This window comes from Flavobacterium sp. CFBP9031, from assembly GCF_034044945.1.
Taxonomy (GTDB): domain Bacteria; phylum Bacteroidota; class Bacteroidia; order Flavobacteriales; family Flavobacteriaceae; genus Flavobacterium.
This window is the reverse complement of sequence record NZ_JAXCWF010000003.1, coordinates 187,474-200,170: the sequence shown is the minus strand read 5'-3', so window position 1 is coordinate 200,170 and position 12,697 is coordinate 187,474. Positions and strand designations below refer to the sequence as shown.

15 protein-coding genes are annotated in these 12,697 nt (G+C 32.1%); all 15 read left to right on the top strand.

Annotated elements, in window-relative coordinates:
- The first annotated feature begins 469 nt into the window (after positions 1–469).
- Positions 470–1,717, top strand: a complete 1,248-nt coding sequence (locus SOM12_RS06630) for a TMEM143 family protein (RefSeq protein WP_320492838.1) — start codon at positions 470–472, stop codon at positions 1,715–1,717.
- 2 nt (positions 1,718–1,719) lie between these two features.
- On the top strand, positions 1,720–2,235 hold the full coding sequence (locus SOM12_RS06625; protein WP_320492837.1) for a DUF2199 domain-containing protein: 516 nt from the start codon (positions 1,720–1,722) through the stop codon (positions 2,233–2,235).
- Positions 2,236–2,280: 45 nt separating this feature from the next.
- Entirely contained in the window at positions 2,281–2,745 is a 465-nt protein-coding gene (locus SOM12_RS06620; RefSeq protein WP_320492836.1) for a DUF962 domain-containing protein, read from the top strand.
- A 7-nt stretch (positions 2,746–2,752) separates the two neighbouring features.
- Positions 2,753–3,646 (top strand): class I SAM-dependent methyltransferase, encoded by an 894-nt coding sequence (locus SOM12_RS06615; RefSeq protein ID WP_320492835.1) that lies wholly within the window; start codon positions 2,753–2,755, stop codon positions 3,644–3,646.
- Between the two features lie 137 nt (positions 3,647–3,783).
- Positions 3,784–5,622 (top strand): TlpA disulfide reductase family protein, encoded by a 1,839-nt coding sequence (locus SOM12_RS06610; protein ID WP_320492834.1) that lies wholly within the window; start codon positions 3,784–3,786, stop codon positions 5,620–5,622.
- A 54-nt stretch (positions 5,623–5,676) separates the two neighbouring features.
- The gene (locus tag SOM12_RS06605; RefSeq protein WP_320492833.1) at positions 5,677–6,180 is read left to right on the top strand and encodes a hypothetical protein; all 504 of its coding nucleotides are present in this window, start codon (positions 5,677–5,679) and stop codon (positions 6,178–6,180) included.
- A 106-nt stretch (positions 6,181–6,286) separates the two neighbouring features.
- Entirely contained in the window at positions 6,287–7,147 is an 861-nt protein-coding gene (locus SOM12_RS06600) for a hypothetical protein (RefSeq protein ID WP_320492832.1), read from the top strand.
- 12 nt (positions 7,148–7,159) lie between these two features.
- Complete coding sequence (locus SOM12_RS06595) at positions 7,160–7,930, top strand: hypothetical protein (RefSeq protein WP_320492831.1); 771 nt, start codon at positions 7,160–7,162, stop codon at positions 7,928–7,930.
- Between the two features lie 32 nt (positions 7,931–7,962).
- Positions 7,963–8,148: a hypothetical protein gene (locus SOM12_RS06590; RefSeq protein WP_320492830.1), complete on the top strand. Its 186-nt coding sequence runs from the start codon at positions 7,963–7,965 to the stop codon at positions 8,146–8,148.
- 60 nt (positions 8,149–8,208) lie between these two features.
- Positions 8,209–8,802 (top strand): dihydrofolate reductase family protein, encoded by a 594-nt coding sequence (locus SOM12_RS06585; RefSeq protein ID WP_320492829.1) that lies wholly within the window; start codon positions 8,209–8,211, stop codon positions 8,800–8,802.
- Positions 8,803–8,809: 7 nt separating this feature from the next.
- Positions 8,810–9,919, top strand: a complete 1,110-nt coding sequence (locus SOM12_RS06580) for a tetratricopeptide repeat protein (RefSeq protein ID WP_320492828.1) — start codon at positions 8,810–8,812, stop codon at positions 9,917–9,919.
- 466 nt (positions 9,920–10,385) lie between these two features.
- A complete protein-coding gene (locus tag SOM12_RS06575) occupies positions 10,386–10,922 on the top strand; it encodes a hypothetical protein (protein WP_320492827.1) in 537 nt (178 codons plus the stop codon).
- Between the two features lie 156 nt (positions 10,923–11,078).
- Positions 11,079–11,966 carry an SMEK domain-containing protein gene (locus SOM12_RS06570; RefSeq protein ID WP_320492826.1) on the top strand — a complete coding sequence of 296 codons (888 nt, stop codon included), beginning with the start codon at positions 11,079–11,081 and terminating at the stop codon, positions 11,964–11,966.
- Positions 11,953–12,273 (top strand): hypothetical protein, encoded by a 321-nt coding sequence (locus SOM12_RS06565; RefSeq protein ID WP_320492825.1) that lies wholly within the window; start codon positions 11,953–11,955, stop codon positions 12,271–12,273. The genes SOM12_RS06570 and SOM12_RS06565 overlap by 14 nt, the downstream gene beginning before the upstream one ends.
- On the top strand, positions 12,273–12,653 hold the full coding sequence (locus SOM12_RS06560; protein WP_320492824.1) for a hypothetical protein: 381 nt from the start codon (positions 12,273–12,275) through the stop codon (positions 12,651–12,653). The genes SOM12_RS06565 and SOM12_RS06560 overlap by 1 nt, the downstream gene beginning before the upstream one ends.
- Positions 12,654–12,697 lie beyond the last annotated feature (44 nt).

Genomic DNA, 12,697 nt, shown 5'->3' with positions numbered 1-12,697 from the left:
TTAGTGGTAATATTGTGCTAAATAATTTTTAGTTTCTAAAAAAGCTTCTAGAGAGCTTCTTAATTTTTTGTCACTTTTTTTTTGGAACAGAAAGTGGAATTTCAAATCGCTGGTACCGATTGGAAATTTCACTTTTTTTTGTTTGTGATCCTCTTAAACACAAAAAACACACGCCCTACTTTGTCATCCTGAGGAACGAAGGATCACACTCGGGGATTAACAAAGTTTGTCGACTCTCTTTACGGAGCTACTTGTGTGATCCTTCCTTACGTCAGGATGACAAAACTATGAGGAAATTGCTATCTGATTATCTTTATGGAGTTACTTGTGTGATCCTTCGTTCCTCAGGATGACAAACTGAATGTTCTCGGTCTCTTTGCCACTTTGTACCTCTGCCCCTTTGCCTCTTTGCACCTAAAAAAAAAGCACTATTTTTGCGTTCTGTAAATGCCACGAAATTAAAGTCCAAATGACTAGAGAACATTATATTCCATTCAACAAAGAATTCTTACTGGAACAGCAAATTGCAGCTTTTGCCGAAAATCCAGAAAAGGTTAGCGATTTTAAGAAATTGTTCGAAATCATCGAACATTATTATCATTACGAATCTTTTAATCTTAATCGAAATCTAAAACAGCATTACGCCCTTTACGATCCCGATTTAAGCGAGAAAGAACGTGAGCAATTTATCAATAAAAGCAATTTTCCTGTTTTTAAAGAAACACTTCTTAAAGTTTTAGAGCGTGGCAATTACTACAGAATCAATCAGAATGCATTAGACGAAGCCTTTAATGAATCTGATTTGGTGGGTCTGAATCTTGCCATCGATTTTAATGCTTTTAAAGATTTTGAACTCTACGCGCGTGGGCATCATAAAGCAAAAGAAAAAGTCAAAAAATATTTTTTCTGGACCAAAGAAGTAGAGATCGAATATTACGATCGTGTTCTCATTTACCTCAATTACAGCGATGCAGATTACCTCAAAGAAAAGAAAGTCAAATTGGGTAAAATGCCAATCGATCCAGGTTCTATTGCATTAAAAATCTTTAAACGTGTTCCTAAGAATGATCTCGAAACGGTTTTTCCAAATGCCATTCCGAAAATGTCTCTGAAGGATAAATTATTGCTTTGGGTTCCGGGTGTTTTTGGTGGACTTTCTCTATTAAGTGCCAAAGTGATTCCTGCTTTGATTAATATGTACGAAGCTTATCAAACGGGCGAAACAATTGATCTCTTAAACAGTAAAACGTCCTTAAATCAAGGTTTAATTGCATTGGGGATCTTAGGAGCGTATTGTTTCCGTCAATACAATAACTTTATAAACAAAAAAATCAGATATTCTAAAACACTCTCAGATAGCTTGTATTTTAAGAATGTTGGAAACAATAGCGGAGCATTTTATTCTTTATTAAATTCGTCTGAAGAAGAAGCTTTGAAAGAAACGATTCTTGCCTATACTTTTCTGCACGAAAGTGAAAAATCTTTAACTGCCGAAGAGCTAGACGATCAAATAGAATCTTGGTTTAAAATCAAACTAAATACCGATTTGGATTTTGATGTAAACGATGCTTTAGCAAAACTAAAAAGCATTGGTTTAGGAATAGAAACTAACGGAAAATGGAATGTAATTAGAGTCAATGAAGCACTTGTTGCCATTGACGAATTATGGGATAATGTTTTTCAGTATAACCAGAAAGTTGATTCTTTAAAAAATTAAAAATGTATACCTACACATGTTCTTGTTGCGGAGAGGTTTTCGATGAAATGCCTTTGTGTTTTGGAAATGAATTTCCTGCTTATTATTTTTCCATTCCGCCCGAAGAAAGAGAACAAAGAATTGAATTCGGAGGAAGCTGGTGTTATATCGATGAAGAACATTTTTTTCATCGTGGCAGATTAACCATTCCTATTCTAGATTATCATGAAGATTTGGTTTTTAATGTATGGACTACAATAAGTGAAGATAATTTTTGTTTGCGAATGGATTTATGGGAAGATCCCAATCGAGTAAATCAAGAACCTTATTTTGGCTGGATGCAGACCAATGTGCCTACTTATGGCAAAACTTTATCTTTAAAATCTATCGCCATTGAACAAGGTTTAGGATTAATTCCAGAGATAAAAATGATCGAAGAAAATCATCCTTTAACGCTAGACCAAGAGAACGGAATTACATTAGAAAAAGCCATTTCTATTGTCGATGAAATAATGAAAATAGAGCACGGTAAAACCTAAAAGAAATTTCATTAGATTTACGCATCTAACCTTAAAACCACAAAAATGAGAACATTAGATCAATGGTTTGCAGAATATGCCGTAAGTCATCAGAACCCAAAAAACAAAGCGATACATTATATTTGTGTCCCTGCTATTTACTTTTCGATCGTTGGTTTACTTTTGAGTATTCCGAGTACGATAATCTCCAATAACTTACAATTAAATGCTCCTATTATTGAAAATTGGGCATTTCTGGTTTTGCTTTTTGTTCTCGTTTTTTACGTGAGATTATCGATTGCAATGGCGGCTAAAATTGCCATTTTTTCTATGCTTTGCCTAGTTGTCAATTATTACATCTCGCAATTGGTTCCGTTATGGATCTTCTCGATTGGTGTCTTTGCTTTGGCATGGATTGGACAATTTTATGGGCATAATATCGAAGGTAAAAAACCTTCATTCCTTAAAGATCTTCAGTTTTTATTGATTGGTCCAGCTTGGGTGGTAGAGAATTTATTTTCGAAGAAATAAAAGCAGAATGAAAGCTGCAAAAACAAGTAGAACGGCACAATATATGGCCTTCTTTAGAGCGTTGGAAACTAAACGCAATGCGAACGAAAGATTGTTTTCTGATCCTTATGCCATACATTTTATAGACTTTAAACTGAGACTGGCTGTACGTCTGTCTCAATTTCCTTTTTTTAGAAAATATATTAATGGCATCATAAACAAAAAGATTCCAGGAGCTCTTTCTTCAGGAATTGCAAGAACAAAATATATTGATAGTTTACTGGAAAATTCGATCTCCGAAGGCGTAAAACAAGTCATTATTTTAGGTGCCGGATTTGACACCAGAGCAGTTCGTCTTGATTCTTTAAAATCGATTCCCGTAATAGAAATCGATCATCCGAATACTTCAAATTTTAAGGCTGAAATCTATAAGAAACGTATCGGTAAGATTCCAGAAAATGTGACTTTTCTTCAGATTGATTTTAATAAAGAAGATCTAAATCAGCTGGCATTAAAACACAATCTTGACTTTTCAAAACCTACCACGATAATCTGGGAAGGTGTTACCAATTATTTAACCGAAGAAGCGGTAAAAAGTACTTTTTCGTTTATTTCAAAATTTGCCAACAAGGGTCAAATTATTTTTACTTACGTACATAAAGACATCCTTCAAAATCCTGATGCTTTTTTAGGAGGGGAAAAATTGTTAGAAGATCTTAAAAGCATAGAAGAACACTGGACTTTTGGTTTACTTCCTGACGAAGTGCCTAGCTTTTTAAATCTGTTTGGAATTAAACTTTTGGAAGATTTCGGAGCGGATGAATACCGCAATAGATTTCTCCCCGATCGCTCTGAAAAAGGTTACGAATTTTATCGGACTGCAATTGGAATAAAAGAAACCCATTTTTCTTCTACGATCTAACTTCTTTTTGATTGTTCTGAAATTATTATATGTTTTTTATGCTAATATTTTCTTAATAAAAATCGCACAAAGACAACATTGTATAATTTAGCATTCGTTAAAATTTAAGAAATCATCAATCAAAAAACCAAAAACAAATGAAAAAAACTATTCTTTTACTCCTCTTTGCAATCTTCAACACCGCTTTTTCTCAAAGCGGAAAAATCTATTTAAAAAACAATAAATTCAATGTAGGCAAATCCAATACCTATATTTACGAACCACCGCAAGGTCTTGTTATAGAAGACAATGCTAAAGCAAATGTTTTGTATGCTATTTCAGATGATTTTTCTAATGATTTAGTTTCTTTAAAAAAGGACGGAAAACGTTATGAATTCACCACAAAAGTTTCCGATTCGGCTAGAGTACTTATGGTAACTATAAATGATCTGCACAAAATCGCTGACAGCAATAAAGACCAAGGTTATTCGGTATTGCTAAAAACACAAAATGATATTGAATTAGGAAAATCGCTGATGAACCAAATTTTCATGAGAAATTATGGGAATCATTTTTTAAACCTAAAATTAGATACCAAAAAAGAAAATGTTATTGCCGCTTATGACGCTTTATTTGCAAAATATCCAAAACTAAGAGAAGACAAAGATGCTGTAAATTATTTGTATTTAAAGAAGTCTCTTAATGCCGAACAAGGCCAAAAAGATCTGACTGCTTTCACATCAAAATGCATTGAAAAAAACACAGAAGAGTATTTAACTCTTGCTTACAATATTTCTCAAGGCAGCAGTAAACCCGAAGAAACTGAAAAACTCGGAAAAGAAATTTCGGCTAGGTATCCTACAGGTAAACTTGAAAAAATGTTTTTTATGCGAAGCTTCTATGATCAGCCTAATAAAACGGAGGCTTCAATTATGGAAAGCATGAAGACTTACAACGCCAAGTTTAAAGATATTTCAGCAGAATCTTCGAGAACTTTTTATCGCGCTTTACTAACGGTATATTTGGAGAATGGACAATATGAAAAAGCAATTGCATTAGAACCATATTTAAAAAACGCTAGTGATTTGTACAACGACTTTGCTTGGGGGAAATCGGGAGGAGACCTTACTACGCCAGTAAAAGATCTTGATTTTGTTGTAAAAGTATCTGAGAGAGCAATGTATTTACTTGAACAGAGAAATAAAGAAAGCTATTATCCTGCATATAAAGAGTCATTTAATATGTTTGCAGACACTTATGCGCTTTTGCTTTATAAACAAGGCAAATATGAAGAGGCGTTTAAATATCAAAGTGCCGTAAAAGAGAATAACGGTTTGGATTCTGGAGGAAAAGATCGCTATTTGACAATGATGGATAAGGTGAAAAGCAAAGACGAAGTAAAAGCTTATATTGACGACGAAATTAGTAAAGGCAATACATCATCAGTATTTCTAGCTAAACTAAAAGAGATTTATATCGAGAAGAAATTGCCTCTTGCAGAATTTAATGCAATTGAGCAAAAAACAGATGTATTAGCAAAAGAAAACAAAAGCAAAGATCTAATTGAAAGATTTGGAAGTACAAATGCAATTGATTTTACCTTAAAAAATCTAGACGGAAAAGAAACAAAACTTTCTGATTATAAAGGTAAAGTGGTCGTTCTTGATTTTTGGGCAACTTGGTGTGGACCATGCAAAGCTTCTTTTCCGAAGATGCAGAATTTAGTGACTAAATACAAAGGAAAAGATGTTGCCTTTTTGTTTGTAAACACTTGGGAAAATGGCAAAGAAGAAGATATATTTAAAAAAGTTTCTGCTTATATCACTGATAAAAAATTTGACTTCAACGTTGTTTTTGATTCAAAAACAGAAGTAGTTACCAGTTACAAAGTAAACGGCATCCCGACTCGCGTTGTCATTGACAAAAATGGAACTATTCTGGCTTACGATTATTCAAATACCGATATCGCAGCAATTATTGATGAACAATTAAAATAAGTATTCTCTTATTTTTAAAATAAAATGTACATTTGATATACCAAAACTAAATTTATGATACAGTTAATTTGGGCGATAGTAAACATTGCCACAGTATTAGGGCTTGTCATTTTTTGTACAAAAACGGCTTCAGAAATTCGCAACAAAGTTAGCCTTTCAGCTGCGATTCTTTTTGCTTTTTTTGCTTTATCTTTTATCGCAAGGCCAAGCAAAGAGGAAAAAGATAAAAAATTTGAATTTGAAAATAGGGAAACCAAAACGCAGTCTTTAAATCACAATAACTATTTTTCAAATATTGTTCTTGAAGAGGATCTCCTTTCAAAAATCGAATTGTACGCTAATTCCGATGGCGAAAATGCTACTTCAGCAATGATTCGAAGAACTGGATTTATTTGTGGTACAGGATGGTCTACAGTGTACATTATTATAAATAAAACAGAAAAGAAAAACACCTTTGAATATGAGGCTGGAGGAACTAGAAAATGGATACTTCTTGGTATAGAAGTATACTCAGAGTTTAAAGACTTTAAGGGTTCGGGCGAATTTAAGTCTTTGTAATTTTCTTTAATCTAATGCATTTCTAAAAAAATAAAGGGCAAAGAAGAATTTTATCTTTTTGTCCTTTTTTATTTTAAAAAACACTACAAAAAATTTAACCTATAAAATGAAAAAATTCATTATCGCTATTACTTCTTTAATTTTACTTTCTTCTTGCAAACAAACAGCTAATAAAAGCGTTTCTGGCAAAGCAGAAATAAAAAAAGACAGTTTTAAAGTTGAAGATGATGCCAAAACAGCACAATCAGATTCTAACTTATTAGAACAGTTTTCTAAAAACAAAAATGAAGTGGTTCTCCAATTAAAATCATTACCCAACAGAGAAGCGGCCAATGCATTGTATGAAAAATATTTTGAAGCAAATGGCACTTTATTACAAGAGATCGCCGCAAAAGAATCTGGAGTATTGGATAAGTTTTATAATGAAGACGAAGCCGACAAAAAAGCGGTTAAACTTTTGGGCGAAAGACTTTCTAAACATGAATTGGAGTATTCTGAAATTGGAGAAGGATACGTTGAAATAGATCCGCTTCATGATTTCTATTATAAGATTTTCAAAGATTATGTAACGAATGACTATAAAGATTATCTGTACTTAAAGAGTGAAGAAAATAAGTCGCTCTATTCTGCAGATGCAGGACTTGTAATCTCTTTTAAAGATTTGGGCGACCGAATCATTTCGTGGGAAAATTTTATGGTCAAATACCCGAATTCAAAATTAATTCCATCTGTAAAAGAGCAATACAAAAATTACCAAATGGATTATTTGGTGGGTCAAGACAATACGCCAACGGCCGAAAGGTCTTCAGACGAAAAATATATTTATCCAGAAAACATTCAGGAATTTAATCGTTTCTTGAAAAAATATCCAAAAAGCCCAACGGTTCCTCTAATCAATTTGTTTCTAGAAAACTTTAAGAGTGAGACTATTTTTGATATTTTAAGTACTGAACAAAGTAAACTGTAAAGAAAAAAAATAATGGGAGATTGGAATACCTTACATTTTTTTAGTGACAAACACTTTTATGAAAAAGTAGTTCCCGATCTTACAGGTGAAGGAAATTTGCTTAAAAAGCACTTTGAATCAAAATTAGGCAACTATCTTTTGTTTCATAATTCTGATAATGACAAAAGAATTAATGCTGTCTTGGAATATTGTCAATTTTTTGGCGAAGATTTCAAAACCCATAAACTTCTTTATGAGATCGAAACTCGGAAGAAAAAACCAGACGAGCAATATCAAACATTCATGCAGAAGATGCTACAAGATACAGACGAATTCTACAAACAAAATGGAACCGCAGCTGATGATCTTGCTACGGCACTAACATTAATAATGTTTTCTGAATGTGCTGCATTTAATCCGCATCTCATTTTAGGACGTAGAATTTTTTCTGGAAATGTTGGTGCAAAACCAAAATCTGTTGCTGAAGCAATTATTTCGCAAATAGACAATTCACCATCCGGATCTACGCACTCTTATGGTTCAGGAATCATGAACTGGATTACAAACGAAGACTTAAAATTATTGTGGCTAGACCGCGCTAATTTAGTTTCAACTAATTCCAAAGAATATTTCAATGATTTTTTGAAGTTTATTGAAATTGCCATTGAAAATGATTTTGGAGTCGTTTCTGGAACTAATATGCGAGAATCAATCTTAAAACTGGCAGAAAATCCCAATATAAATATCGAAGTAGATTTAGAAAAACTCGGACTTCAAAGTGTTATCATATACGATGGCAACTAATCGGAATTAAAATTAACTTTAAACTTAGAACCATGGAAAATAAAAACCAACCTATTACATTTGTTTTTTGGATTATTGCGATCATTTTAGGCGTAACTTTATACAAGCAATTTGATTTTAAAAGTTTAAAATTTGAGAATCCTGCAATGGCAGTTATATATATTGTAGTTTTTGCGTTTTCGGTTTATTATATTATTAGAAATTCTAAGAAAAAATAATACAACAAACCTAAGTTGAAACATAGCCAAATCAAATTGAAGTAATTAATTTTAGCTATTATGAAAAAGATAATTGTTTTATCGATGATTTCATTAGACGGCGTAATGCAAGCTCCAGGCGGGCCAAAAGAAGATACATCTGAAGGTTTTAAATTTGGAGGTTGGACAGTTCCATACGGTGACGAAGCTTACAATAAAGCGGTTCAAAACGAACTGCAACCGGCAGATTATCTTTTGGGTAGGAAAACATTCGAAATTTGGGAAAATTATTGGCCCGAACATTCCGAATTTTGGCCAGGAATTAATAATGGAAATAAATATGTTTTGTCTAAAACCAGACAAAAATCAGATTGGAAAAATTCCGTTTTTATTGAAAGTCTTGATGATATCAAAAACCTCAAAAATTCTGATGGAAAAGACATTCAAGTTTGGGGCAGCAGCGAACTGATTCATTTATTATTGCAAAATGACCTGGTTGATGAACTTCGCTTAAAAATTCATCCTTTGTTACTTGGGAAAGGAAAAAAGCTTTTTGATGATAATGCAAATCCGTCCGCATTTTCTTTAGTTGAAAGTACGGTAACTACAACGGGAGTAATTTTAGCCAATTATATCCGAAATGGGGAAATTAAAACTGGGAATGCAATAATCTAGAATATATATGAAGAAAAATATCTTAACATTCATTTTAATCTTTTTCAGCTTAGCGATTCTTGCTCAAGATAAAGTAACAAATGAGCTTAAAAACTTATCGGACACTCAGCAATTTGACAAAATAATTAGTCAATACACTTCTGAATACAAAGATTTTTCAGCAAAATCTCTCTATTACATTGGACTTGCTTATTACATGAAAGAAGACGATACAAATTGCATTAAATTCATGGATTTAGCTATAAATAAAGACAGCAAAGATCCTGCACCCGCTTATATAAAAGCTTCTACATTAAACTATATGGGTAAATACAATGAAGCTATAACTTATTTTCAAAATGCAATAAATTTAAATCCAAATGATGCAGAATCTTATAGCGGACTTGGTGATTCTTATTATCAAATTAAAGAGTTTAATTTATCTCTTGAAAATTATAAGAAGGCAACACTGCAAAAGGAATGTCCAAACAGACCTTATTTAATGTTAGCTCAAATTTATTACGAGCAAAAAGAAAATGACAAAGCGCTAGAAGCCTATTATACAGCAAAATCAAAAATATCAAAAGAATCACATTCATACATAAATGTCTTATTTAACATTGGACTTTTAGAATCTTTAAAAGGAAATTACGAAAAAGCAGAGCCCGTTTTCATCGAACTCATTCAATTAGATCCTGCTGATTATCATTCTTATGCAAAACTTATTCAAATTTATTACTCTAGAAAAGAATATGAAAAAGCAAAACCTTACAAAGACAAGCTCTATGAGGCATATGCAAAGGGAGAATTAAAAGACAATTTAAAAGATATGTTTTGTTATGATCAATTTAAATGGAATGGCTATCAGGTACAAGCATTTGAGCGCTACGAAAATAAAAATAAAGGAAATATTTATAATAAACATCTCTTCTATTTAATAAACGATTCAGGTCAAATTGTCTTGAGAGTACAAACGGAGTTTTCACCAATTTCTATTGAATTGGGCGGGACAAAATACCTCCTTTGCGCCAGTAAAGGGAACACACATTATAACTCAGGAATAGGGTTTAATGATGACTTAAATTATAGTGACTTAAAAACGGAGGCTATTAAACTCTTTGAAAAATATAATAAGTAAAATTATTTCATTTTTTTTGAATATTCTCGAGCACATATAAAGAAATTACATAAATAAAAAAGCGCAAGGCCTATTTTTACTGGCTTGCGCTTTTTTTATGTGACCCTGATGGTACAGAATTCGAACCATTTATTAGAAGATTTAAAGATTTTAAATGATGTCTAATTTTGCTATTTGAATTTAATATCGCTATTGGTAGAGTCGAGTTCTCGCTAATTAAGCAATGTAGCAAGACCATCGAAATTCACACTAATGTTAGTATGAAAAGTATTCTATAAATAAAAAGTTCGTTTGATCGTTTCTGAAATAAAAATCCTATTTTTGAAAACAAAAAACACCAACATTTGTCAGGCATAGCGACCCAATTTAGGGTAGATAAGTCGGAAATCGTCAGACATATATACCAGTTGGCGGTCAGTTGAAACCGAACTTACGCAGAAAAATACTTGAAATTTAAAATATCTAAATGAACGCAAATAAGTTTTCAATTGAAATTAATGAAATGCATTGGCTCTTTAAAGAAGACATTAGTGCAGATTTATGTGCACACGGAAATGTGAAAGTTATAATTGGAGACGAACTAATTGCGGGAATTAAAGAAGACGAAGATTGGACATTAAGCGCAACTGCGTTATTTTTATTGAGAACTTTAGAAAGAAATCACACAAAAGAAAACCAAGTTGGAGAACACTTAATTCCTTGTTGTGGACACTTTTTAGTTTTTACGGAAGATACGGAAGAAGTTTACGTTGGTGGCTGTCCAAACGGAATTGATTGGGAAGTTATTCACGAAAATGGATGTATAAAACTTAAAACCGAAAGTGGAAAAGAAACTTTACTAGGTTTTGATTTTTACAAATCTGAAGTCTTAAAATTTGTAGATAAAGTAGAAGAATTTTATGTCGAAAGCGGAGAAAAAACGATTCCAGAAGATGAATTTGAAAGAAATGGATATTTAGAATTTTGGAAAGAATGGAAAATTAGAAGAAGTAAGTGGAAATAAACAACCGAACCGCCAACAGCCGTTACACGAGATTTGGGCTTTAGGTTGAATTTAAAGATGGTTTTGTCCTTGGAAAATTTGTGTTTAACCGAAAACATCGCATCTTTAATCCCAAACCTCGTGTAGCGCCAGAACGTTAGTGGCAATTTTGAACCTATGAAACAACATCAATCTCTTTTATCAATAAGCAAATACTTGTCACGTTTTAGTGAGCAGGTGAAAATCCTGAATGCTAACGGAGAGTTTAGCATTAATGCGCATGCTGAAAATGTATTGATTGAGATTCTAAACATAATTTATAATTGCAATTTTGAAAACGTAAATTATGTTGAAGGGAAAAATTACGACAGTATCGATTTAAGAGATCAAAAAGGAACTTTGGCAGTTCAGGTAACTGCAACTTCGAACATTGAAAAAGTTAAGCATACATTAAAGAAGTATATTGATAATGGACACTATAAGAATTATAAACGATTAGTTGTTTTAATACTAACGGGAAGACAAGAAAAATATAGTCAAGAATCTATTGATAAAATAACTGGAAAAACAATAGAATTTAAGCAAGGAAAAGATATTATCGATTTAACAACTTTGTATGTCTTGCTTAATTCTCTTAGTTTAGAAAAAATTCTTGCAGTTGAGGCTTTATTAGAATCACAATTTAGTGATAAACATCAAACGGACTTGACGCCAGAAATAAAAATTTTCGAGGAACTTCTTCAATACTTAGAACCAATATTTATTGAAAACGGAAAGATATTTAAAGAATTTGGTCCAAACTCTGGAGCAGATGTTAAAGAGCCTATACGTTGGGATTTAACACTCTGGTATAAAGTAAGGCGTGAAAAAATTTTACCAAACAATAGTATTATTACGAACACGGTTAAATCAAACCTTAAAGTAATTCCTGATCAGAAAAAGGATATTTTTGAAAAACTTTTAAATCACATCTATGCGTTTGAAAAACATTGTGAAGACGCTGAATTTGACTATTCGCAATACCAATTTCCAAAAGAAATTTTAAAAGAGTATGAAACAAATTAACGAGAAAGTTTTCAGAGAAATAATAAAATGGTTAGAAAAAAAATTTAGTTTATACCCTTTTGTTGAAGAATTATATTTGATTGGTTCGAGTTTAGAAAAGTCTGAAATTAACGATATTGATATAGTGCAAAAGGTAAATCTTAACTCTACTAAAGAAATACAAGAATTTGCTCAAAAACTTATTTCATTAGAACAGGAATTTTTATATAGATTTAATTTACCACTTCACATAACCTCTTTTTTAGAAAAGGATAATAACAACTTCATTAAATTTATGTCGCTCAATAAATCAAAAAAAATTATATAATGGGAAAAGATTTGCACCGTTCAATATTAGACTTCTTTCATGACACTGTTGGATCTCACCACAACGTGAAATCAATGGAAGACATTTCAACTTCCAATAGTTATATTTTCAAAATTAATCGTCAGCGAGGTATGACACCTGTTATTGTCTACTTAAGTGACGCTTATTATCATAGTGATATAGATTATCACAAACGACCAGCTGAATTAAATGATGGTGGTTTTATTTTAATTGCGAAGCCGGAGTCACATTTTTCAAAAGAAGATCAAATGAATTATCCAGAAGAAAAAATAATAATTGGAAAAATAGGAATTCTATTAGGTGCACTAAAGATGGAAGATTTTTGGAATTATGAAAGACCGAAAAAAAAGCACACATAAGAATAGAAAACTGCCACTAACACACGCTACAAGCAATTTAGGTA

Coding starts and splice junctions, on each gene's coding strand:
- SOM12_RS06630 (WP_320492838.1), top strand. CDS start 470: ATGACTAGAGAACATTATATTCCATTCAACAAAGAATTCTTACTGGAA.
- SOM12_RS06625 (WP_320492837.1), top strand. CDS start 1,720: ATGTATACCTACACATGTTCTTGTTGCGGAGAGGTTTTCGATGAAATG.
- SOM12_RS06620 (WP_320492836.1), top strand. CDS start 2,281: ATGAGAACATTAGATCAATGGTTTGCAGAATATGCCGTAAGTCATCAG.
- SOM12_RS06615 (WP_320492835.1), top strand. CDS start 2,753: ATGAAAGCTGCAAAAACAAGTAGAACGGCACAATATATGGCCTTCTTT.
- SOM12_RS06610 (WP_320492834.1), top strand. CDS start 3,784: ATGAAAAAAACTATTCTTTTACTCCTCTTTGCAATCTTCAACACCGCT.
- SOM12_RS06605 (WP_320492833.1), top strand. CDS start 5,677: ATGATACAGTTAATTTGGGCGATAGTAAACATTGCCACAGTATTAGGG.
- SOM12_RS06600 (WP_320492832.1), top strand. CDS start 6,287: ATGAAAAAATTCATTATCGCTATTACTTCTTTAATTTTACTTTCTTCT.
- SOM12_RS06595 (WP_320492831.1), top strand. CDS start 7,160: ATGGGAGATTGGAATACCTTACATTTTTTTAGTGACAAACACTTTTAT.
- SOM12_RS06590 (WP_320492830.1), top strand. CDS start 7,963: ATGGAAAATAAAAACCAACCTATTACATTTGTTTTTTGGATTATTGCG.
- SOM12_RS06585 (WP_320492829.1), top strand. CDS start 8,209: ATGAAAAAGATAATTGTTTTATCGATGATTTCATTAGACGGCGTAATG.
- SOM12_RS06580 (WP_320492828.1), top strand. CDS start 8,810: ATGAAGAAAAATATCTTAACATTCATTTTAATCTTTTTCAGCTTAGCG.
- SOM12_RS06575 (WP_320492827.1), top strand. CDS start 10,386: ATGAACGCAAATAAGTTTTCAATTGAAATTAATGAAATGCATTGGCTC.
- SOM12_RS06570 (WP_320492826.1), top strand. CDS start 11,079: ATGAAACAACATCAATCTCTTTTATCAATAAGCAAATACTTGTCACGT.
- SOM12_RS06565 (WP_320492825.1), top strand. CDS start 11,953: ATGAAACAAATTAACGAGAAAGTTTTCAGAGAAATAATAAAATGGTTA.
- SOM12_RS06560 (WP_320492824.1), top strand. CDS start 12,273: ATGGGAAAAGATTTGCACCGTTCAATATTAGACTTCTTTCATGACACT.